Source organism: Kineosporia rhizophila (assembly GCF_021277265.1).
In the GTDB taxonomy this organism is placed as follows: Bacteria; Actinomycetota; Actinomycetes; order Actinomycetales; family Kineosporiaceae; genus Kineosporia; species Kineosporia rhizophila.
Genome location: NZ_JAJSOH010000006.1, coordinates 261,577 through 283,899 on the forward strand (window position 1 = coordinate 261,577; position 22,323 = coordinate 283,899).

The following is a 22,323-nucleotide window of genomic DNA, read 5'->3' on the forward strand; positions in this document are numbered from 1 at the left end:
CGGGTCAGCTGTTCGTCTTCCTGCTCTCGTCGTCCGATGCGGGAACCGGCTTGACCGGCATGAAGAAGTCGTCGCCGTAGTTCTCCCGCCCGAAGTCGATCGCGGCCTCGATCGCCTCGACCGCCCGCACGTCCCGGCGGATCAGCGGGTCCTTGCGCAGGTCCTTCACCAGGGCCACGCACATCAGCACCATCACCAGCATGAACGGCAGCGCCATGATGATCGTGATGTTCTGGATGCCGGACAGGGCGTCACCGCCGCCGTCACCGACCAGCAGCATGATCGCCGCGATCGCCCCCATCACCGCACCCCAGAAGACCACCACGCCGCGGGTGGGGTGGATGGTGCCGCGCTGGCTCAGGGTGCCCATCACGATCGAGGCGGCGTCGGCGCCGGAGACGAAGAAGATCGCCACCAGCACCATCGCGATGACGCCGAGCACGGCGCCCAGCGGCAGGGTGTCCAGCAGCCCGAAGAGCTGGCCCTCGATCGCCCGGTCGGCCAGGTCCTGGCCGTTGCGCTGGGCCTGGATGGCCGCACCGCCGAAGATCGCGAACCACAGCAGGCTGACCGAGCTGGGGATCAGCATGACGCCGGCGACGAACTGGCGGATGGTGCGGCCCCGGCTGATCCGGGCGATGAACATGCCGACGAAGGGGGTCCAGGAGATCCACCACGCCCAGTAGAAGATCGTCCAGCCGGACAGCCAGGTGGCCGTGGCGTCGCCCCCGGTGGCCGCGGTGCGCGCGGCCATCTCCGAGAGGTTGGCGAAGTAGTCGCCGATCATGGTCGGCAGCAGGTCGAGGATCAGGATCGTCGGCCCGCCGACGAACACCACCACCGCCAGTACCCCGGCCAGCACCATGTTGATGTTCGACAGGGCCTGGATGCCCTTGGAGACGCCGGACACCGCGGAGGCGATGAACGCGATGGTCAGCACCACGATGATGACCACCAGCAGCGTTTCGCTCACCGAGTCCATGAAGCCGCCCTCGGTCAGGCCCGCCCCGATCTGCAGGGCGCCCAGGCCGAGCGAGGCCGCGGAGCCGAAAAGCGTTGCGAAGATGGCCAGGATGTCGACCGCGCGGCCGAACGCGCCCTCGGCCCGGGCCCGCCCGAACAGCGGGATGAAGGCCGAGCTGATCAGCTGCGGCCGGCCCTTGCGGAAGGTGCCGTAGGCGATCGCCAGGCCGACCACCGCGTAGATCGCCCAGGGGTGCAGCGTCCAGTGGAAGAGCGTGGTGGACATGGCGACCTCGAGGGCCGCCGGCGTACCGGCCTCGGCGGTTCCCGGAGGCGGCGTGGTGAAGTGCGAAAGTGGTTCACCCACACCGTAGAACATCAGGCCGATGCCCATGCCGGCGCTGAACATCATGGCGATCCAGGAGACCGCCTTGAACTCGGGCTGCTCGTCGTCGCGGCCCAGCGGGATCTTGCCGTAGCGGCTGAATGCCAGCCAGAGGGCGAACACCACGAAGGCGCTGGCGGCCAGGACGAAGGCCCAGCCGCCGCCCTCGATCACCGCCTCGAGCACGGTGGAGGCGGTCTCGCTCAGCGAGTCGGTGCCCAGTACGCCCCAGGCGATGAAGGCGACCACGAGCGCGGCCGAGACGCCGAAGACCACCCGGTCGGTGGGCAGGTGCTGGTTCCTGGACTGCTCGTGGAGCGAAGGTGGTTCGTAAGGTGGTTCCGTTTCGGTGGTATCGCGGGGTTTTCCTGCTTCTGCTGCTTCGGACATGACGGCGACTCCCTCACCGATAGCTTCATCGAGCACACCGCTGAACTGTTCCGTTGCGCATTACGCAATCGGTAGTGCTAAACGGAACAGTTCAGGGGTTGGTGTGGGAGTGTCAAGACGAGCACGGTGACAAATCTGGACATTGACGGGTGTTCGTCGTGTATCGAAGGGGCGATGACTACCCTGGGTAGTCGGCCTTCATGGCCAGGTCCTCCGGCAGACCCATGGTCTGGCGTGCGATCCGGGCCACGTTGGCCACGGTCGGGCGGACGATGATGTTCACCAGCTGGGCCATGAACGGCGCTTCCAGCTCGGGTGAGCCCAGCACGTCGCGGCAGACCGCCGCCAGCATGGTCAGCAGCGAGAGCGAATCCCCGCCCAGGACATGAAAGTCCGTGTGGGTGTCGATGCCGCTGGGCGAAATGCCCAGCACCTGGCTCCAGATCGCGACGATCTGGGCCTCGGTCGCGTCCACGGCACCAGTGCCGGCCTCCGGCGCGGGCCCACCCTCGAAAGGATCAGGCAGGGCCTTGACGTCGACCTTTCCGCTGATGCTGTAGGGGATCTCGTCCACCACGAACACCGCGGCCGGAACCATGTACGAGGGCAGCTGCTCGGCCGCCAGCGCCTCCAGCTCGGCCACGGTCACCGGCGAGTTCACCAGCACGTAGCCGTAGAGGGCCTTGGCCGAGCCGGCACTACGGGCCCGGGCGACCACCACGGCCCGGTCCACACCGGGGTGCTCCTCGAGCGTGGCCGCCACCTCGGCCGGCTCCACCCGGTGCCCACGGATCTTGACCTGGTCGTCGATCCGCCCGTGGAACTCCAGGATCCCGTCCGGCCGCCGCACCCCGACGTCACCCGTGCGGTACACCCGGGTTCCGTCGACCAGCGTGGGAAAACGCTCCTCGTCCAGGTCCGGCCGGCCGAGGTAGCCCCGGGCCAGCTGGGCGCCGGCGAGGTAGAGCTCACCCACCTCGCCGTCCGGCACGAACCGGCGGTGCGCGTCGAGCAGGTGCACCTGAGAATTGTGCGCGGGCACTCCGATCGGGACCACGTTGCGCTCGGCGTCGGCCACCGGGTCGAACGTGTAGGCGGTGATGCCGATGGTGGCCTCGGTCGGGCCGTACTCGTTGATGATGCGGCACTGCGGGCCGAACATCTCCTGTGCCCGGGCCGCCACCTCCACCCGCAACTGCTCACCCACCACCACGATGCTGCGGAAACCGCCGGGCCGGACGTCGAGCCGGCCGATCAGCTCCAGGTGCGAGGGCGTCAGGTTCAGCATCGTGGCCCCCGACTCCATCAGGAGCCGTTGCAGGGTCAGGTGGGTGGGCTGGTCGCGGACCAGCACCACGGTGCCGCCGGTGATCAGCGGGCCGAAGATCGAGGTGCCGGAGACGTCGAACGACAGCGAGGTCAGCAGCGGCAGCCGGGTGGTGGCGTCGATGCCGAATTCCTGGTTGCCCCAGAACAAGTAGTTCAGCAGCGGCCCGTGCTCGATCTGCACACCCTTGGGCCGGCCGGTCGAGCCCGAGGTGTAGATGACGTAGGCCAGGTCACCGGGGGCGGGCTCGGGATCCGGCTTGCCGTCGGCCTGGTGCTCGGCGTCCAGATCGACCGGGGTGCAGTGCTCGGGGAAGCAGGGGCGGGCGTCGTGCGGGGCCTGCACCAGGCAGAAGCGGGCCTCGGCGTCGGTCAGCAGATCGGCGACCCGCCCGTCCGGATGCTGGATGTCCAGCGGCAGGTAGGCGGCGCCGGCCCGCAGGATGCCCCAGATCCCGGCGATGGCCGCCGGCGTGCGCTCGGCCAGAACCCCCACGACCTCGCCGGGAGCCACACCCCGCCCGCGCAAGGTGGCCGCGATCGCGTCAGCGCGCTCGCTGAGCTCGCGGTAGCTGACCTCACCGTCGGGTCCGCTGAGGGCGATGGCGTTGGGGGTCTGCTCCACCTGGTCGCGGAACAGCTGGAGCAACGAGCTTTTGGACGCCGGTGAGCCACTTTCCTGGACCGTCGTCCGGTTGGCGGGGTGGTCACGCAGGTGACGAGGGGAGAGCGCCTCCTCGATCACGTCGAGCAGAGCGTCCATCGCCTCGGCCGCGCCGGGCACGTCCCGCCAGGTGATGACCACCTCGGTACGGCCCGCGGTCTCGACCAGATCGACGGTCGGCGGGGAGGAGGGGCCGGAGCCGCCCAGCGAGTAGAGGTTGGTCGCCCGGAAGGCCTCGCTGCTGAACTCGGCCAGGTCGACCAACCCCAGATTGGTGACGAACGCGGTGCCGAAGTAGCGCTGCTTACGGGCAGCGTCGGCAGCCACCCCGTCACTGAGCAGACGGACGATCGACACGGGTACGCGGGTCAGCTTCGGGTTGGTGCGCACCCGGATGTCGCGCAACTCGGCCAGCCCCTGCAGCAGTTCCTGGTGAACGTCCTGCCAGCCGGCGCCGGGAGCGGTGGGCACCACCAGCGCCTGTGACAGCCAGGCGGTGGAGCGCAGGGCGGGCAGGTGGCGGCGCAGGTCGACCGGGATCAGGAAGCGCCCCTCGGCGTGGCCGTGGGCGGCCGCGATGGCGGCGATCACCTTGGCCGTGGCCGCCGCGTGCAGGCCGTCGATGCTGCGCCGGCGCCAGATCAGGCCGGGGCGCCGGCCGGTCAGCGGCGCCATCAGGCTGGGCCACTCCGGCTTGTCCTTGGGGGTGGGCAGCTGCGGCAGCCCGTTCGTCGGAAGCTGGTCGATCAGTTCGTCCACGTTCCAGGTGGAGGTGGCGCCCAGCGGCTGCTCACCGCGCAGCACCCGGAACACGTCACCGGCCCACAGCAGCAGGCCGCGGGCGTCGGTGATGCCGTGGAAACCGCGGAACACCAGGCGCGTGGGTTCGTCCCCGACGGCCGGCACGAGCAGGACCTCGCAGGTCGGGCCCCTACGGCGGTAGTTCAGCGGGGTCTGCAGGGCCGGGTCGGCCAGGAGGTCGGCACCCGGCTCGAGCGGCAGAACCCGAACGGGCGGCGTGATGCCGGAGTCGATCCAGCGTCGGCGCTTGCGCCGCAGTCGTACACCGGGGGAGAAGTCCGCCGCCGTGGCGACCGCCCGCTCGAGGTCGGCGACGGCCAGTTCGCCCTCGCCCTCGAAGACGTGCTGGACGACGTTGGGAACGCCCATGCCGACGTAGATCCACTCGGCTGAGCAGATCTGCCGCGAGTACCCGTCCGTGGTGCTCTGTCTGGTCTGTTCCATCAGTTCATCTCCGGCCGCGAGCAGTGGCTACGCCCTGTGCGGGCGGGACTTTCGCAGGTGTGGCAGGACGTGCCAAGCGGGCGCTGGTCGCAGTTGAACGCCGCCCCACTACGCTGACCCGGTTCGGGGGGACGAAATCAGGTGAAGGTCGGAGGCGGGATGCTCAGCGCGTGGCCGTTACTGCTGCGTGCGCCGGGCCGCATGCTGCGCAGCGGCTCGACGGCGGCGATGATCGCCGTCAGTGTGGCGTTGCTGGCTGCTCTGGTGGCCGCCGGGCCGCTGTTCGGCCGGGCCACGGCGTCGGGTTCGCTGGAGCGCAAGCTCGCGACCGTGCCGGCCAACACCCAGCTCGTCCGGGAACCGGCCCTCGGGGTGGTGGTGGCGGGAGGCTTCCCGGCCGAAGCCGAGGCCAAGGTCACGCAGATGGTGGACGGGGTGCCCTGGCTGGGCGGTCCGGTCACCGCGGTGTGGGCCTCGGGCTGGCAGTACGAGTTCGGCACTCCCACGCCCTTCCTGGCGGTGGACGGCAAGCGCCGCGAGGCGGTGCTGTATCACCGCACCGGCGCGGTCGAGGCGCTGGACGTGGTGCAGGGCGAGCGCGGTGCGAAGGGCATCTGGCTGCCCGAGGGCGTGGCGTCGGACCTGGGCCTACGGCCGGGTGACGAGTTCTGGTCCGGCAAGACCTTCCAGGGCACGGACATCCAGGGCTGTGACCAGGTCGGCGCCTACGTGGACAAGGCCGACCTGCCGGCCGGGACACCGGTCACCAGCCGCTCGAAGGTGCGGCTGGCCGGCACCTACCGCACCGGGCCGGACGGGCGTCTGCCGGCCGGTTCGTACTTCTCGTCGATCGCCGCGCGCCTGCCCAGCGACCCGCTCGGCTGCCCCACGCCGGCGCTGCTGATGATCGGCGACCGGGACACCGTGGACGCGGCCCTGCAAGCCGCCCAGGAGACCCCGACCTGGACCCGTTCGGCTGCGCTGACCGAGGCCGGTCGGGTGCCCGAACGGCTGGAGCAGGCGGCCGCCGCGGCCCAGGAGCTGAAGGTGGCCGGTGCCGACCCGGGCAGCGAACTGACCCGGCTGCTGACCAGCGCGGGAGCGATCGCGCGGGTGGAGACCGGGCTGCCGGACCTGCAGGCCCAGGCGGAGAAGGATGCGCTGACGGCGTCCCAGCAGGGCCGCGGCATCGCCTTCGCCGGTGCCGCCCTCGGCCTGGCCGCCGTGGTCACCGCCCTGCGGGCGCTGGCCCAGCGTCGCCGCCGCGAGAACGAACTGCTGGCCGGTCTGGGAACGCCGTTGCCCCTGGTGGTCGCGGCCGGGGTGCTGGAACTGCTGTTGCCCGCCGTGGTGGGCGCGGCCGCCGGCGGAGCCGGGGCCTGGCTGGCCTTCGAGACCTTCGGTCCGCAGCGCGACCTCGGGCCCGGAGCGGTGACCACCACCGCCCTCGCCGCCGGGCTGGTCGCCCTGGTCACCCTGCTGGGCAACGCCGTGGTGGGGTTGCTGCAGGCCCGCTCGATCAATCGCGCGCTCGCCGGGCACGAATCGTCCTCCAATTCTGGTCCTCGGGGTTCTGGGCGGTCCAAGGGACCCTGGCTCGGGCTGCTGACCGGGGCCACCGTGTGCGCGGTGATCGCCACGGTGGCCCGGGACGGCGGGGCCTCGTACACCGACCCGCTCTCGGCGGTGCTGCCCATCCTGGTCCTGGCCTGCGGCAGCCTGCTGGTGGTGCGGGTGGGCACCTGGCTGTTCGGGATGTTCTCCGGGCGCCGCAGCCGCACCAGCGCCAACGCGTTGGTCCTGCGCGGGCTACGCGACACCGGTGTTCCGGTGGCCGACTTGGTGGTCGTCCTGGCGCTGGGGGTCGGGGTCCTGGCCTACGGGCTGGTGTCGGCGACCAGCGTGCACGCCTCGGCCCTGGACAAGGCCTCGGTGCTGGCCGGGGCCGAGAGCACGGCGCAGATCCAGCACTCCTACGACCTGGGCGCCGGGGAAGGGGCGGACCCGGACCTGGGGGAAGGGCTTTCGCTGGTCTGGCGGGCCCGGGCCCAGTTGCAGCCCGACTACGTGGATGTCGACGTGCTGGTGGTCAATGCGCGAACGCTGCCCTCGGTGGCGGCCTGGGGGCAGGGCCCCGAGCTGGCCGAGGCCCGTTCCGCGCTCGGTCTTTTCGGTGAGGCCAAGGTCGGCGATCCGTTGCCGGCGCTCCTGGTCGGCCTGCCCGACTGGGACTCCGGTGCCGGCGGCACGATTCAGGTCGGGGCCGACCAGATCCAGCTCACCGCCCGGGCCGGGCTGACCACCTTCCCCGGCACCGATCGTCCCACTGTCGTCTTCGACGCAGCCCAGCTCTTCGCCTCGCTGGACGCCCGCAACCGCAACCTCGACCCCTCGGTCAAGGGCATCAGCGAAGGCCAGGGCAGCTACGCCACCTGGCTCTGGTCGACCCGGCCGGCCGACTCGCTCGGGCAGTACCTGGAGGAGCTGGGCGTGACCGCCCGGTCGGTCACGTCGATGGACCAGGCCCGCGCCACTCCGGTCCTGACCTCCAGCGGGTGGGCCGCCACCTACCAGATCGTGCTCGGGCTGGCCGCTCTGGCCCTGGCCGGGCTGTCGCTGCTGGTGGCCGTGGACCGGCGGGTGGCCCGGGCGGCGCCGGTCGATCTGGTGCTGCGCCGGTTCGGGGTCCGGCCCGCGCGACTGGTCCGGCTGCGGGCCAGCGAACTGGCCCTGACCTGCCTGGCCGCCCTGGCGGTGCTGGTCGCGCCGCTCGCCCTGGTGCTGGTTCTGCTGCCCCGCCTGGTCGAACCCGGTCCTGAACTGTCCCCGGCCATGGGAGTGCAGGTTCCGCTGATTCCCCTGCTGACCAGCGCGCTCGCCGCCGCCCTGGTCACCCTGCTGGCCGTGGTGGTGGCGGCCCGCCGCTCGGCCACCCTCGAACCCGCGGAGGTGCTGCGCGATGACCAGTGAACCCAGCACGGCCGGCCTGCACAACGTGGTGCGGATCTACCGGGCCGCCTCCGGCGAGGTGCACGCCCTGCGCGGGGTGGACGTGGACTTCCCACCCGGCGGGATCACCGCCATCGCCGGCCCCTCCGGCGGCGGCAAGAGCACCCTGCTGTCCATCCTCGCCCTGCGCGACCGGGCCAGCGCGGGCACCGTCACCCTGTTCGGCACCGATGTCACCCAGGCCCGCGAACCGGCCCTGAAGGCGCTGCGCCGCAACAGCATCGCCTGGGTACCGCAACGCCCGGCCCACGGCCTCTTCCCGCACCTGACCGCGACCGAGAACCTGCAGCAGATCTCCCGCATCCGCGGCCGCTCGTCCGGGCTGGAACCCGCGGCCACCCTCGACCTGCTGGGCCTCTCGCACCGGGCCGACGCCCGTCCCGGCCGGCTGTCCGGCGGCGAGCAGCAGCGCCTGGCCGTGGCCGCCGCCCTCACCCGGGCCCCGGCCCTGGTGGTGGCCGACGAACCCACCGCCGAGCTCGACGACGAGAACGCCGAGCGGGTCCTGGCCGCGTTCGCCAAGGTCGCGGGACAGGGCACCACCTGCGTGCTGTCCAGCCACGACCCGCGCGCCCTGCGGCAACTGCCGCGGGTGCTGCACCTACGGCACGGCGTGCTCTCGGCCGAACGCTCCGGGGCGGAGGTGCACCAGGTGCGGGAGGCGGACGCGGTGATCGACTCGGCCGGGCGCCTGCAGCTGCCGCCGGAGGCCCTGAAACTGTTCCCCGGCCGACGCACCCGGGTGCAGGTGATCGACGGCCAGGTCGTCCTGTCCGCTCCACAGGAGAACTCATGACCGGGCAGCTGACTGTCGCCGCGGTGACCCACGGCGTCCTCAAAGATGTTGATCTGAAGGCGGAACCGGGCACGCTGGTCGCCCTGACCGGTCACTCCGGCTCCGGCAAGTCCACCCTGTGCCACCTGGTGGCCGGGTTCGAGCGGCCCGAGCAGGGCACGGTGACCCTGGACGGCGTGGCCACGGCCGACATCACCGACTGGCGGCGCATCGCCGTCGTGCCCCAGCGTCTGGCCCTGCTGGAACAGCTCACCGCCGTGGAGAACCTGGTCCTGCCCGCCCTCACAGCCGGGGTCCCGTTCGAAAGTGCCCAGGCCGAAGCCGTTCTCCGGCGACTGGGGATCGAGTCCCTGGCGTCTCGGCCGGTCGGTCAGGGCTCGATCGGTGAGCAGCAGCGGGTTGCCGTGGCCCGGGCGCTGTCGCTCGGCTCGGCCCTGGTGGTACTGGACGAGCCGACCGCCCATCAGGACGACGAGAACGCCCGGCGGGTGATCGACGCGGTGCTCGCCGCGGTCGCGCAGGGCGCACTGGTGATCACCTCCACCCACGATCCGCGGGTACTGGAACACACCACCTTCACGGTGCCGCTAGGTAGTGGTCTGTGAAGATCTGACCTGGTTCGCCGAAGGGGGTGCGCCGGGGCCCGTACGGAAGGATCCACCCCGAGCGCCACCCCATGACCTCGCGACACCTCGCGACGACTCGCGAAAGGTGGCCCGCGAAAAAGCGCCGTCACCGGAGGCTTTCCGGAAGCGGCGCCGTCGGTCGCGCGACCCTTGTCAGCGCGGGTTGAAGGCTTCTCCGGAAAGCTGGACGTCGGTGGTTCGGCACCTGCGCCGGCCGGACCCGAAGATCAGGGAGCCGGCACGGGCCACGGGTACGAGGTCGTAGACCGGGGCGAGCAGCATCGTGGTGCTCGTTCGCACGGTTTGACTGGCAGCCATCGCCTTGACTCCTCTCTTCAATCGTCACGTCAAGTCGTGATGGCGATCGAACATCTTCCGGTGGTGCAGCCGGCACCGTCTCACTTCCCAGGTGCCACCTAGCAGCCTGCCACGCAGAACGGTCCTCGGCCAGAGGCGTTCGGCTGCCCGATCGGGTATTTCGGCGGACGGGCGTCCAGGTCCGCACCTCGTTCCTATGATGAGGATCTTCGCGCTGTACCGGGAGCGACAGGGGAGCTGGTTCGATGCCGGAACGGGTGCTCGCGGCCGCGCGGCGGGGGGAGAGACTCGATCTGGCCGGTGACGGCCGGTTCGACGGCCGGAAACCCGAGGTGTCGTGGCCGGCCGACCGGGAGGTCCCGGCCTCGGTGCTGCTCGGCATCCTGACCGCCACCGAGGGCGTCCATCCGCGCGGGGTGCGGGTACGGGGGGCCCGTATCGTCGGGGAGATCGACTGGGAGTGGCAGCGCCTGCTCGTGCCCCTCGACCTGGTCGACTGCACCCTCGATGCACCGGTCCACCTGGATCACGCCACCGTGGCCGGGCTCAGCCTGGTGCGCTGCCGGATCCCCGGCCTCAGCGCCGAGCACCTGGTCAGCGCCAGCACCGTGCGGCTGAGCCGGAGCGTGTTCACCGGGTCGGTGCTGCTGAAGGACGCCTCGGTGGACGGCGAGCTGGTGCTGTCGGGCAGCACGGTCGAGGCTTCGCAGCGCCACCAGCGCACCCGGTACGCGATCGACGCCCACCGCCTGCGCACCACCGGCTCACTGAACCTGGAGCACCGGTTCCGGGCCGAGGGGGCGGTCAACCTGGCCGGCGCGCGCATCGGTGGCAGCCTCCAGTGCTCGGGCGGGCACTTCACCAACCCGGGCAGCAGTGCGCTGATCGTCTCCGACGCCGAGGTGCGCGGAAACATCCATCTGACCAACGGCTTCCAGGCGCAGGGCCGGGTCGCGTTCAACCGCACCAAGGTGGAGGGCAACTTCAGCTGCGACGGGGGTTCGTTCGCCGATCCGGCCGGCGACGCGCTCACCGCCGAGCGGATCACCGTCGGGGGTGCCCTGCTGATGCGTGGCCAGTTCGGTGCCACCGGCCGGGTGCGGCTGACCGGGGCGCGGATCGGCGGCAACCTCGACTGCACCAACGGCCGGTTCGACGGTCACTCGGGGGACTCGATCCAGGGCTCCGGCATCCTGGTCGAGGGCGACGTGGTGCTGCGCGGCGGGTTCCGCTCGGCGGGCCGGATCGGCCTGGACAACGCCCGGGTGAGCGGGATGCTCGACTGCGACGGCGCGACCCTGGTCAACCCCGGGGGTCAGGCCCTGCGGGCGATGAACCTGGCGGTCGGCGGCGACGTGCGGTTCGACGACGAGGCCACCGGCGACCACTTCGGCGCCGAGGGCGACGTGTGCCTGGCCGGTGCGCGGATCGGCGGTTCGGTGATCTGCGTGGGCGGCTCGTTCCGCAGCCCGGAGCGCTCCGCCCTCGACCTGGCCGACGCCGAGGTCGGCGGCAACGTGTGGATGACCGGGGGCACCACCGTGGCGGGCACCCTGGGTCTGGTGCGCTGCCGGATCCAGGGGGACTTCAGCTTCTGGGCCAGCACCCTGGAGGGCACGTTCTCGGGCCGGGGCATGACCCTGGCCGGCAACTTCAGCTGGGCCCGGGCGCCCCGCCGGCCGCACCGGATGGACCTGCGGCGGGCCCAGGTCGGGCAGATCGACGACGACGAGAGCAGCTGGCCGGACTGGGACGGCCTGCTGATCGACGGTTTCACCTACGACCGGCTCAGCTCCCGGGCACCCAGCTCACCGGCCGAGAGGCTGGCCTGGATCCGCCGCCAGCCCGGCTTCATGCCCGAGCCGTACCAGCAGCTGGTGCACGTCTACCGGCGCAACGGCCAGCTCGACGAGGCCACCACCGTGGCCATGGCCCAGCAGGACGACCTGCGCCGGCGTGGCGACCTGAACCTGGCCGCCCGGGCCTGGAACTGGTTCATCGGCCGCAGCCTGGGCCACGGCTACCGCCCCGCCCGCGCGGCCTGGGCCCTGGTCGCGGTCTACCTGGTCACCCTGGCCGCGGTCTGGCTGGGGGCCCGCAACGACGCGTTCATCCAGACCGGGGAGACCGCCCCGCAACCGGCGGTCACCTCGTCGCACTGCGGCCCGCAGTACCCCTGCCTGTCCGCCCCGGCGTACTCGCTGGAGAGCGTGGTGCCCATCCTCAACCTGCACCAGCGTGACCAGTGGCAACCCCGCTCCACCACGTTCGCCGACCGGGCCCTGCGGGACTGGCTGTACCTGTCCACCGTCCTCGGCTACGCCGGCACCACCCTCCTCGCAGCCGGGCTGAGCGGGCTGGCGCGCAAGACCTGACGTCTCTTCGCCGCTGTGGGTAAGGCTGTAACTACTTGCTGTTGACCAATTCTGGTCGGCCCGGGTGGAATCGGTAGGGTGGCCCGCTGAGCGGCTCCGGTGCACGGGGCCGGGGGTGTCTGTCGGTGTGGAGTACCTGGGGGTGCGGTGGCGCAGTACGTGAAGGTCGACGTCGGTCTGCTGGAGACGACGGCGACGAGGCTCGGGCAGGTGGCCAACGAGCTGACCGCCTCGCGGTCGGCGGCCGACCACGACGCCCAGGTGGTGGCGAACTCCGACCTGGCCGGTGCGCTGGGCGACTTCTCGGACAACTGGCGGATCCGGCGGGAAGACCTGATCCAGGCGGTGACCGGCGCGCAGAAGTTCGTGGCCGGGGCGGCCACCGCCTACCGCCAGCTGGACAACTCCATGGCCGAGGCGCTCTCGATTCCCGAGGGCGGCAAGTGAGCCGGCCGGCCGACTGGTCGCCGCTGGCCGCCTCCGACCCGGTTCCCGGCGACCAGGCCGAGATCCAGGCGGTGGCCCGGCGCTACCGCGACTTCGCGGCCGAGCTCGGGGCCCAGGCGGCCACCCTGAACCGGCTCGCGAACGACGACGGCTGGGACAGTGACGGCGCCCGCGCGTTCTCCTCCACCGCGAGCGAGGTGGCCGGGCAGCTGAGCAAGGCGCGCGGCCGCTACCAGTCGGTGGGCGACGCGCTCAGCACCTACGCCACCGAACTGGCCCACGCCCAGCAGGAGGCCGACCAGGCGCTGCGCGAGGCGAAGCAGGCCGAGGCGGAGGCCGAGGCCAAGGCGGCGGCCGCCGCCTCGGCCGCCCCGTCGGCCCCCGGGCCGACGCCGTCCCCCTCGCCGTCGGGTACCGAGGTCTCCGACGCCCTGCAGGGTCCGATGCAGCGGATGCACCGGGCGGTCGAGCAGCGTGACGCGGCCGGGCGACGGGCCGCCGACACGGTGCGCCGGGCGATCGACAACGACGGCCTGAAAGACAGCTGGTGGGACAAGGTCAAGGACTGGTCCGGCAAGCAGTGGGACTCCTTCACCAACTGGGTGCACGAGAACGCCGAGCTGTTCAGCACCATCTCCGAGTGGGCCGGCAACATCGGCATGGTCCTGGGCGCGATCGGTGCCGTGCTGGCGGTGATCCCGGTGGTGAACGTGCTCGCCCCGGCGTTCCTCACCCTCGCCGCCGTGGCCACCGGGGTCAGCCTGGTGTTCAACCTGATGCTCGCGCTCTCGGGTGACGGTTCCTGGTGGGACGTCGGCATGGACGTGGTCGGGCTGGCCACCTTCGGCTACGGCCGGATGGCGACCAGCGGGGCCCGGGTGGGCCAGAAGTTCCTCAAGGTGCTCGGCAAGCAGGGCGCCCTCGACGGCTTCGCCAAGGCCGGGGCCAAGAACGTCGACGAGGCCGTCGCCGGGATCAAGGCGGCCGGGGGCACCGTCAGCGACCGCACCCGAGCCCTGCTGAACGAGAAGATGCTGGCCAAGGCCGGGCAGCAGGCCGACGACGCCTTCAACGCCATCGTCAAGGATAAGGCTCCGGCCTTCCTCGAGAAGATGCGCCCGGGCCTGAGCAGGTTCGCCGACTCCAGGGCCGGCAAGATCCTCGGGATGGATTCCGAGGTCCTGCTCGACCCGGACAAGCTCAAGGCCCTGGGCCAGCTCGCCCCCGACTCCCAGATGGCCAAGAACACGCTGGCCGGGATCGAGGCGAACCTGAAGAAGATCGCCAACGCGGACCGGGTCACGACCTACGCGGACAACTTCGAGAGGGCTCTGGGGGCGATGGGCGTGGAGGACAAGTTCAAGGAAGCGCTCACCTTCGGCCGGTACGCAGAGAAGTGAGCACCCGACACGCCATGAGCACCAGCGAGACACAACCGGCGGCCACGGGCTGGTCGCTGCTGATGCCCAGCACCTGGTCCCGCATCCGCCTGAGGACCGACCGCCGCGAACAGGTCTCGGCCCTGGTGGGCCGGGCCTTCGGCAGCATCTCCCGGGACCAGGGCCCGGCCCTGCGGCGGGCCCTCGAACGGGAACTGCTGTCCCTGGCCGACGAGGCCTTCAACGGCGGCGGGCGGGAGTTCTACGTCCTCACGGAGATCCGCCGGGGACTGCCGGTGGCCGCCACCTGCGTGGTCACGGTGGTCCCGCAGCCGGTGCCGCCGGGCGTCGACGCCGAGATCCTGGCCCGGGTCCTGGCCAACGCACCGGGCAGTGAACCCACCACCGTCACCGTGGGTGAGGACGTGGTCCCGGCCGTGCGGCGCAGCGAACCCAAACGGTTCCGCTCGCAGGAGGAGGGGGCCGAACCGTTCAAGGTCACCTTCACCGGCCTGGACGTGTACGTGCCGTTCCCGGACGGCTCACAGATCCTGCTGCTGACGTTCCGTACGCCGATGGAGCAGATCGCCGAGCCCATGTCGGTGCTGTTCGAGGCGATCGCCGGGTCGCTGCGCTTCCGGGAGGGCTGAGATGACGACTGTCGTACTCGATCACACGGACGAGTGGGTCCAGGCCGACCTGGAGGCCGATCCCCGTCGCTGGGCGCAGACCACGATCCTGCGCCGGGCCGCCCGGGAACGGGCGGAGCTGAGCGCCGAGCGGGTCGGGTTGCTGGTCGACGTGATGGTTCCGGCGCTCGAGGCGGCCCGCAAGGAAGAGATTCCGCCGGTCATGCTGCTCTTCCTGCAGCCGGTCGCGGCCGAGCCGGTGATCTGCAGCGTCGTCGTCCGGGTGGAGGCGGTCCCGGAGTCGCTGCCGACGGCCGGCCTGCTGGAGGAGTTCCGGCTGCCGGAGGAGATGCTCGAGCAGCCGGCCGTGCAGGAGACGATCCAGACTCCCGCCGGGCCCGCGGTGCACCTGGTGCAGCGCTACCGGGCGCCGGTGAACCCGGAGTACGAACTGGTCCAGGAGCACGAGGTTTTCGTCTGGCGGGTGTCCGACTCGCAGGGAGACCTGGCGTTCTACCTCTCCACCGGATATCTCGACCTGGTCGAGGCGGCGCGGTGCCGGCCGAAACTCGTCGAGCTGGCTTCGACGCTCACCGTGACCTCTGACCCGGTGTCATAGCCCGTCCACGCTCTGTCATCGGTCTTTTGGCTGATCCGGGCTCGATCGAACCGGTCGGGTGGCCGATGTCGGCCCTGCCGGGGTGCAGCAGGGTTGCTGCATGCCCAAGCTCGTAGGCAAGATCGCGATTCTTTTCGGGGGGCCGGGACCGGAGCACGAAGTCAGTCTCGGCAGTGCCGGGTCGGTGCTGGCCGAGCTGGAGGGGCTCGGCTGGGACGTGCTGGCCGTCGGGATCAGCAAGGACGGTAGCTGGTTCGTCGGCCCCGGTGCGCACGGGGAACTGATCGCCCGGGCCGACCCGCAGCGGCTTCCGTTGCGGGCCGGTTCCGCCGCTGTCTCCGGACCGGCCGAGACCGAGGTGTTCACGGCCCCGCCGCCGCGCGGGGTGTTCGACGGGTACGACGTGGTGCTGCCGCTCTGCCACGGTCAGTGGGGCGAGGACGGCACCCTGCAGGGCCTGCTGGCTGCCTACGGGCTGGCGGTGATCGGCTGCGGAGTGGCGGCTTCGGCGGTCTGCTTCGACAAGCAGCTCACCAAGGCGGTGCTGCGCTCGGCGGGGTTGCCGGTCGCTGCCGGTCTCGCGGTGAGCAAGGCCGACCCCCGGGTGCCGGCCCAAGGCCTCGGCGCCGGGCCGTGGTTCGTCAAGCCCGCGCGCAGTGGCTCCAGCTTCGGGGTCACCGAGGTCCCGGCCGCCGACGGCCTGCCCGCGGCCATCGACGAGGCCCTGCGCTGGGACGACACCGCGCTGATCGAGGAGTTCGTCCCGCACCGCGAGTTCCTCGTCGGGGTGGTGGGACACGGCCCCGAGCTGACGGTTTCGCAGCCGCTGGAGTGCATCCAGGAAGGCATGGTGCTCGGGTACGAGGAGAAGTACCTGAAGGGCCGGCTGCGCTTCGAGACGCCGGCCGGGGTCGGGCCCGAGGTGATCGAGCAGGCCCGCCGGCTGGCCGGGCAGGCCTACCGGGCGCTCGGCTGCGACATCTTCGCCCGGGTGGACCTGTTCCTCGACCTGCGTGACGGCTCGCTGCTGGTCAACGAGGTGAACACGGTGCCCGGGATGACCGCGCAGAGCGCCTTCGCCCAGCTGATGGGCACGGCCGGTCTGCCGTTCCCGGCTCTGCTCGAAAACCTGTACCAGCTCACGGAAGAGAACCGTTGATACCGCTCAGCCTCGCTGATGTCGCCGCTGCCACCGGCGGCCCTCTGCTCGACGCCGATCCGCACGCCCGGGCGGGCAGTCTGGTGGTCGACTCCCGACAGGCCCGTCCGGGATCGATCTTCGCCGCGTTGCCGGGGGAGCAGACCGACGGCACCCGGTTCGTCGGGGCGGCGCACGAGCTCGGCGCCTCCGTCGCCCTCGTGCCCGAACGGCACCCGGACGCGCAGCGCTGGGCCGAGCAGCGGGTACCGCGGATCGAGGTGCCCGACGTGCAGACCGCACTGGGGCAGGTGGGCCGGGCGGCGCGGCTGCGTTCGAGCGCCACGATCGTCGGGGTCACCGGTTCCTCGGGCAAGACCAGTACCAAAGACATGCTGGCGGCGGTGCTCTCACCGCACCGGCGCACGGTGGCGAACGAGAAGTCGTTCAACAACGAGATCGGCCTTCCGCTGACCCTGGCCCGGATCGAGCCCGACACCGAAGTCGCTGTCCTGGAGATGGGTACGGCCGGGGCCGGGCAGATCGCCGAGCTGTGCGACATCGCCTCTCCCTCCGTCGGGGTGGTCACCATCGTCGGGATGTCGCACTTCGAGCAGTTCGGCAACTCGCAGGACGCGATCGCCACCGAGAAGGCGGCGCTGGTGCGCGCCCTGCCGGCGGATGGCCTGGCTGTACTGAATGCCGACGACCGGCGGGTTTCCGCTATGCGCAGGCAGGCGCGAAGCCGGGTTCTCGCCTACGGCGTGCGCCATCCGGCAGACATCAGAGCAATGGACGTCCGCCTGGACTCACAGGGACGGGCGGCTTTCGTTCTGGAGACTCCGCAGGGACAGGCCTCGGTGCAGCTGCCGGTCACCGGTGAGCACATGGTGGTGAATGCTCTGGCGGCGGCCGCGGTGGCCACCCATCTGGGACTCACCGCTGCCGAGATCGCGGAAGGGCTGGCCCGGGCGAGCCTTTCGCCGGGCCGCATGCAGATCACCGAGCGCCCGGACGGCGTGCGGGTGATCGACGACAGCTACAACGCCAATCCGGTCTCGGTGGAGGCCGGCCTGCGAGCGCTGGTGGCCGCCCGGCTGGAGGGTGGGCGGGTGATCGCGGTGCTCGGAGAGATGGCCGACCTCGCGGATCTGGCCGTCAGCGCGCACGAGGAGGTCGGGCGACTGGCGGCCTCGCTGGGCGTGGACGTGATGGTCGCGGTCGGGACGCATCCGGCCCGGGCCGTGGCCGCTGCTTGCCAGGTCGGCCTTCGTGAAGCGTTGGTGCTGGACCAGCCGCAGGATGTGGCGGAAGCCCTGGAGCCGGTGCTGCGGCCTTCGGACGTGGTGCTGGTGAAGGGAAGTCGTTCGGCGGGCCTGGATGTGGCCGCTGCCGCTCTGACTCAGGCGGTGCCGGTATGAGCGGGCCGGTTCGCACGCCCGTCACGGTGTTGCCGGACGAGGAGTGGGGTGAGCTGGCGGTCAAGGACGAGACCCAGCAGAAGTCGGGCGCGTTCAAGTATCGAGGCACTTTCCACCGTACGGCCGGCCTGGCCCCGGGCACCCGCATCGTGGCGGCCTCCACCGGGAACCACGCCTCCGGCTTGGCCCTGGCCTCGGCCGAGCGCGGCCTGCATCTGACCGTTTACGTGCCGCAGACCATTCCGCAGGCCAAGCTGGCCCGGATCGCCGGGGCCGGGGCGCACCCGGTTCTGGTCGAGGGTGGTTACGACGACTGCGAACTGGCCGCCCGGCGTACTGCTGAGCAGACCGGCGCGTTGTTCGTGCACAGCTTCGACGACGACCAGGTGATCGAGGGTCACCGCAGTCTGTTCCGGGAGTGCTCCGAGCAGAACGGTGTGCCCGACGTGGTTTTCGTTCCCGTGGGCGGCGGTGGTCTGGTCACTGCGGCGCTGCGGGAATGGGGTGGCCGGGTGCGGGTGATCGGAGTCGAGTACGAGCAGGCTCCGGCACTGGCCCTTTCGTTGCGGGCCGGACGCCGGATCACTCTGGACAGCGCCGCCGGCATGCCGGAAGGGCTGCTGGTGCGGCGGATCGGGCAGATCGCCTTCGACGCCGCGCAGCAGTACGGCCTCGAGGTGGTCACCGTGTCGGACGCCGATCTGCGCGCCTCGATGCACCGGCTCTGGAACCAGGCGCGGATCCGGGCCGAGGGGGCGGGCGCTGCGGCTCTGGCGGCTGCGCTGCATCGGGGGGACCGGTCGCTGAAGGCGCTGTGCGTGGTCTCCGGCGGCAATATCGACGCCTCGGTCTGGCAGAACTGGTCGTCCGGTCCGGAACGGGTCACGGTGTGAGAAGGGCTCTTCTGCTGGCAGTTCCGCTCCTGCTGATGGCGGGCTGTGCGGCACCGCCGAACGGTAGCGTCAGAGCGGCGACAGCGGGCAGCCTGACCCTGAGCTTCGCCGGCGACATCCGGTTCGCCGGGAAGCCGGACGGGGCTGTGCTGGAGCCCGTGGCCCAGTCGCTCGGGCACGCCGACCTGACGTTGGCCACGCTCAGCTCCGCTCCCACCCCGGAAGCGCTGAAGCTGCTGCAGCGCAAAGGGATCGATGCGGTCAGCCTGGCCAATGACGAGGTGATGGACTACGGAACCGAAGGTTTCGGCACGGGGGTGACTTTCGGGGCCGGGCGCGACTCGGCGCAGGCGTACCAACCCTGGCGGACTGAGATCAACGGGCAGCGGATCGCGGTGATCGGTCTCAACCAGGTGGAGGAGGCGACTGATGCCGACGACGCCCGCCCCGATCGTCCGGGGATTGCTTCTGCCCGTAACCAGACCATGGCTCTGACGGCCGTGCGGCAGGCCCGGGTGGACAGCGATGTGGTGATCGTGATGCCGCACTGGGGAAATCGCCGCACATCGTGTGTCTCGCTGGCGCAACGGGACTTTGCTGCCCGGCTGAGTGAGGCCGGGGCCGACGTGGTGGTCGGCACGCATGCCGAGTCGGTGCAGGGGCAGGCCGAGGTGAACGACACTTTCGTCGCCTTCGGTCTCGGGTCGCTGGACCGCCGAGGTGCTCTGCTGCGGTTGACTTTCGCCGAAGGGGCGGTAGTAGAACAACAATGGACGCCGGTGGCCGGCGACGTGGAGACACCGGGGCCGGCGCAGTACTGCGCCTCGCTCGGCGAGCCGGGCGACGAGGACGTGTTCGGCGGCGAGTAGCAGCGCTGATCACCTCGGATCAGCGCTGCATCTGGCCGTTCTCCCAGGCCCAGGCCGCCACCTGGACACGGTTGGTCAGGCCCAGCTTGGTCTGCACCTTGGCCAGGTGCGACTTGACCGTGCCGAGCGCCAGGAACAGTTCCTCGCTGATCTCGCCGTTGGTGCGGCCTCGGGCCACCAGACGCACGATCTGCAGTTCCCGTTCGCTGAGCAGGGCCGCGGTGCCCGGCCGGGTGGGCCTGGCCGGAGCGGCCTGGCGCCGGTGCAGCAGGTTCCGGGTGAGCGAGGGACTGATCAGCGCGTCACCGGCGGCGGCCGCCCGCACCGCCTCGACCAGCAAGGCCGGGCCCGCGTCCTTCAGCAGGAAGCCCAGGGCGCCGTTGTCGAGAGCCGTGTCCACCAGGGCGTCCTCGCCGAAGGTGGTGACCACCAGTACCCGCAGCGGCTGGACCGCCCCCGGCCCGGCCAGGAGCCGGGTGACCTCCAGGCCGTCGAGACCGGGCATCCGGATGTCGAGCATGACCACGTCGGGCCGCAGCCGCCGGGCCGCCTCCACCGTGGCGACGCCGTCGGCGCACTCGGCCACCACCTCGATGTCCGGCTGGGCGCCGAGGATCATCGCGAAACCGGTGCGCACCATGTCCTGGTCGTCGGCCACGAGCACGGTGATCGTCACCGGCTGAACTCTATCTCGCGGACCGGGTTTTCGGTCATCGGCAGGACCACCTCGACCTGCCAGCCGCCGTTCTCGCGGCGCCCGGCCCGGACCTCGCCGCCCAGGGCCCGGGCCCGCTCGCGGATGCCGAGCAGGCCGAATCCGCCGCTGGAGAACGGTTCCCGGCTCCCGGCGCCGTCGTCGGTCACCACCACCAGCAGCCCGCGCTCGTCCCGGTCGATCACGACGTCGGCGCGGGAGACCAGGCGGGCGTGCCGGCTCACGTTGGTCAGCGCCTCCTGGGTGACCCGGTGCACCGTCTGGCAGTGCTCCGCCGGCACCTGGTCGGCCCGGATGGTCAGGGTGGTGCGGATGCCGGTGGTCTGGCCGAAGCGTTTCACCAGCGAGATCAGGTCCCACGGCCACTCGGGCCCGCTGAGCCGGGCCACCGCCTCCTGGTCGTCCACCCGGAGCAGGGCGACGGTGCTGCGCATCGACTCCAGGGCGTCCACGGCGGCCTGCTCGATCCGCTGCAGGGCGGCCCGGGCGGCGGCCGACTCCGGCCCGGTGACCACGGCCGCGGCCTGGGCGGCCACGATGATCCCGGTGACGTGGTGGGCCAGGTCGTCGTGCAGGTCGCGGGCCAGGCCCTGGCGCTGCTCGGCGAGCACCCCGGCCACCCTGCGGTCGACGGCGAGGCCGCCCTCACGCAGGCTCCAGCCGGCCACCACCGACACCGAGGCCGCGAGGGCCACGACCGACATCGCCAGGGCGCTGGTGGCCGAGGGCTCACGCCAGGGGGCGGCCACCGCGGTCAGCACCAGGGCCAGCAGCACCACGCTCTCCTGCGTGCCGGTGCAGCGCCGCCGCGAGACCAGCAGCACCAGCGTGAGCAGGCCGAGCACCTCGGTGGGGGAGAACCGGGCCGGCACCAGGTGGACGACGGCGGCCAGGGTGAGCAGGGCCGAGGCCAGGCAGATCGAGGCGGCCCCGCCGAGCAGCACCTCCCGCTCGTGCGGCTGCCGCCAGATCAGCAACCCGGCCACTGCGCAGACGGCGAACGAGGGGACCAGGAAGCCCGCACCGGTGCCTTCGACCACCACCTCGGCGAGCCCACCGAGCGAGAACGCCGCCAGCAGGAGGGCCGGACCGAGCTTCTGCATGGCCTGAAGGTTAATGCTCCGGACTCCGGCCGAACGTCACCCCTAAGTCGGATCCGGGATGATTTGGCCTGATGGGGCAGACGCGGACGGCCCGGTGCCGGCGAGGAGGACCGGCGGGGCCGGTGAGGAGGGCGAGTGGGGCTCGCCACGGATCCTTGCCCGCACCCCGGCGGCGCCGGGACCATACCGGGGACCGGTGAGCCGAAGACGGCGTGAAGAAGGGCTTGGCCTCGGATGCAGGTGTGGGAGGCCTTCGCGCTGTTCGGCGGCGGTCTGCTGGCGGGCGGGGTGAACGCGATCGCCGGCGGCGGCTCGCTGATCACCTTCCCGCTGCTGGTCGCGATCGGCCTGCCGAGTGTGGCGGCCAACGTCAGCAACGCCCTCTCGGTCGCGCCCGGCTACGCCTCCAGCGCCGTGGCCACCCGTCCCGACCTGGCCGGGCAGGGCCGCCGCATCCTGGGCGTGATCCCGACGATCGTGGCCGGGGCGCTGTGCGGCAGCGCCGTCCTGCTGCTCGCTCCGCGCGGTGCGTTCGAGATCGTCGTGCCGTTCCTGCTGCTGCTCGCGGCCGCGCTGATGGTCTTCCAGAAGCGTCTGAAGGCCCTGGCCGGGCCGCCCAAGGACAGTTCGCCGCGCCGCACCCAGCTGCTCGTGCACCTGGTCTTCTTCCTGTGCGGGTTGTACGGCGGCTACTTCAACGCGGCGATGGGCATCCTGGCGATCGCCGGGCTGTCGCTGGTGCTGGACGAGCCGCTGCGCCGGATCACCGCTCTGCGCAACGTGTTCTCGGCCGTGGTGGGCACCACGACGGTGCTGGTGTACAGCATTTTCGGGCCGGTGGACTGGCTGGCGGTGGCGGTCCTGGCCCCGGCCACGGTGATCGGCGGCTTCGTCGGGGCCCGGCTGGCCCGGCGCCTGCCCTCCGAGGTGCTGCGCTGGACCATCGTCGGGTTCGCCACCGTCGTCGCGGTGGTCCTGTTCCTGACCTGAACCGACCTGATGTAAGCAGGAGG

The 22,323-nt window shown here is 71.4% G+C and carries 18 protein-coding genes; 13 read left to right on the plus strand and 5 right to left on the minus strand.

Features of this window, described 5'->3' with window-relative positions:
* Nucleotides 1-4: 4 nt before the first annotated feature.
* Together LWF15_RS12245 and LWF15_RS12250 are read right to left on the minus strand one after the other, a co-directional pair.
* Complete coding sequence (locus LWF15_RS12245) at nt 5-1,738, minus strand: BCCT family transporter (RefSeq protein ID WP_232810582.1); 1,734 nt, start codon at nt 1,736-1,738, stop codon at nt 5-7.
* A gap of 178 nt (nt 1,739-1,916) precedes the next feature.
* The gene (locus LWF15_RS12250) at nt 1,917-4,973 is read right to left on the minus strand and encodes a non-ribosomal peptide synthetase (RefSeq protein ID WP_232810583.1); all 3,057 of its coding nucleotides are present in this window, start codon (nt 4,971-4,973) and stop codon (nt 1,917-1,919) included.
* Nucleotides 4,974-5,132: 159 nt separating this feature from the next.
* Here LWF15_RS12250 and LWF15_RS12255 point away from each other — a divergent pair, with 159 nt between their 5' ends.
* From LWF15_RS12255 to LWF15_RS12265, 3 genes are read left to right on the plus strand one after another with little or no spacing between them, the layout of a single operon-like run.
* Nucleotides 5,133-7,943, plus strand: a complete 2,811-nt coding sequence (locus LWF15_RS12255) for a hypothetical protein (protein WP_232810584.1) — start codon at nt 5,133-5,135, stop codon at nt 7,941-7,943.
* Nucleotides 7,933-8,778: an ABC transporter ATP-binding protein gene (locus LWF15_RS12260; protein WP_232810585.1), complete on the plus strand. Its 846-nt coding sequence runs from the start codon at nt 7,933-7,935 to the stop codon at nt 8,776-8,778. Before LWF15_RS12255 ends, LWF15_RS12260 begins: the two co-directional genes overlap by 11 nt.
* A complete protein-coding gene (locus tag LWF15_RS12265) occupies nt 8,775-9,383 on the plus strand; it encodes an ABC transporter ATP-binding protein (protein ID WP_232810586.1) in 609 nt (202 codons plus the stop codon). The genes LWF15_RS12260 and LWF15_RS12265 overlap by 4 nt, the downstream gene beginning before the upstream one ends.
* Before the next feature lie 174 nt (nt 9,384-9,557).
* On the opposite strand, the gene LWF15_RS12270 is transcribed toward LWF15_RS12265, so the two are convergent.
* Nucleotides 9,558-9,722, minus strand: coding sequence for a hypothetical protein (locus tag LWF15_RS12270; protein WP_232810587.1), 165 nt, complete (start codon nt 9,720-9,722; stop codon nt 9,558-9,560).
* Nucleotides 9,723-9,967: 245 nt separating this feature from the next.
* Between LWF15_RS12270 and LWF15_RS12275 the strand changes: the two genes are divergently transcribed.
* The 9 genes from LWF15_RS12275 to LWF15_RS12315 all read left to right on the plus strand — a co-directional run bounded on the left by LWF15_RS12275 (nt 9,968) and on the right by LWF15_RS12315 (nt 19,492).
* Complete coding sequence (locus LWF15_RS12275; RefSeq protein ID WP_232810588.1) at nt 9,968-12,097, plus strand: bactofilin family protein; 2,130 nt, start codon at nt 9,968-9,970, stop codon at nt 12,095-12,097.
* A gap of 147 nt (nt 12,098-12,244) precedes the next feature.
* The gene (locus LWF15_RS12280; protein WP_232810589.1) at nt 12,245-12,544 is read left to right on the plus strand and encodes a hypothetical protein; all 300 of its coding nucleotides are present in this window, start codon (nt 12,245-12,247) and stop codon (nt 12,542-12,544) included.
* Nucleotides 12,541-13,944, plus strand: a complete 1,404-nt coding sequence (locus LWF15_RS12285) for a WXG100 family type VII secretion target (protein ID WP_232810590.1) — start codon at nt 12,541-12,543, stop codon at nt 13,942-13,944. Before LWF15_RS12280 ends, LWF15_RS12285 begins: the two co-directional genes overlap by 4 nt.
* 14 nt (nt 13,945-13,958) lie before the next feature.
* Nucleotides 13,959-14,573 (plus strand): hypothetical protein, encoded by a 615-nt coding sequence (locus LWF15_RS12290; RefSeq protein ID WP_232810591.1) that lies wholly within the window; start codon nt 13,959-13,961, stop codon nt 14,571-14,573.
* A 1-nt stretch (nt 14,574) separates the two neighbouring features.
* Complete coding sequence (locus LWF15_RS12295; RefSeq protein WP_232810592.1) at nt 14,575-15,171, plus strand: hypothetical protein; 597 nt, start codon at nt 14,575-14,577, stop codon at nt 15,169-15,171.
* A gap of 100 nt (nt 15,172-15,271) precedes the next feature.
* Complete coding sequence (locus LWF15_RS12300; RefSeq protein WP_232810593.1) at nt 15,272-16,330, plus strand: D-alanine--D-alanine ligase family protein; 1,059 nt, start codon at nt 15,272-15,274, stop codon at nt 16,328-16,330.
* Nucleotides 16,327-17,730: a UDP-N-acetylmuramoyl-tripeptide--D-alanyl-D-alanine ligase gene (locus tag LWF15_RS12305; RefSeq protein WP_232810594.1), complete on the plus strand. Its 1,404-nt coding sequence runs from the start codon at nt 16,327-16,329 to the stop codon at nt 17,728-17,730. The genes LWF15_RS12300 and LWF15_RS12305 overlap by 4 nt, the downstream gene beginning before the upstream one ends.
* A complete protein-coding gene (locus LWF15_RS12310; RefSeq protein WP_232810595.1) occupies nt 17,727-18,623 on the plus strand; it encodes a threonine ammonia-lyase in 897 nt (298 codons plus the stop codon). The genes LWF15_RS12305 and LWF15_RS12310 overlap by 4 nt, the downstream gene beginning before the upstream one ends.
* Nucleotides 18,620-19,492 (plus strand): CapA family protein, encoded by an 873-nt coding sequence (locus tag LWF15_RS12315; RefSeq protein WP_232810596.1) that lies wholly within the window; start codon nt 18,620-18,622, stop codon nt 19,490-19,492. The genes LWF15_RS12310 and LWF15_RS12315 overlap by 4 nt, the downstream gene beginning before the upstream one ends.
* A gap of 19 nt (nt 19,493-19,511) precedes the next feature.
* On the opposite strand, the gene LWF15_RS12320 is transcribed toward LWF15_RS12315, so the two are convergent.
* Both LWF15_RS12320 and LWF15_RS12325 read right to left on the minus strand, forming a co-directional pair.
* Nucleotides 19,512-20,168, minus strand: a complete 657-nt coding sequence (locus LWF15_RS12320) for a response regulator (protein WP_232810597.1) — start codon at nt 20,166-20,168, stop codon at nt 19,512-19,514.
* Nucleotides 20,165-21,310 carry a sensor histidine kinase gene (locus LWF15_RS12325; protein WP_232810598.1) on the minus strand — a complete coding sequence of 382 codons (1,146 nt, stop codon included), beginning with the start codon at nt 21,308-21,310 and terminating at the stop codon, nt 20,165-20,167. The genes LWF15_RS12320 and LWF15_RS12325 overlap by 4 nt, the downstream gene beginning before the upstream one ends.
* A 234-nt stretch (nt 21,311-21,544) precedes the next feature.
* Here LWF15_RS12325 and LWF15_RS12330 point away from each other — a divergent pair, with 234 nt between their 5' ends.
* Entirely contained in the window at nt 21,545-22,300 is a 756-nt protein-coding gene (locus LWF15_RS12330; RefSeq protein ID WP_232810599.1) for a sulfite exporter TauE/SafE family protein, read from the plus strand.
* The last annotated feature ends 23 nt before the right edge of the window (nt 22,301-22,323 follow it).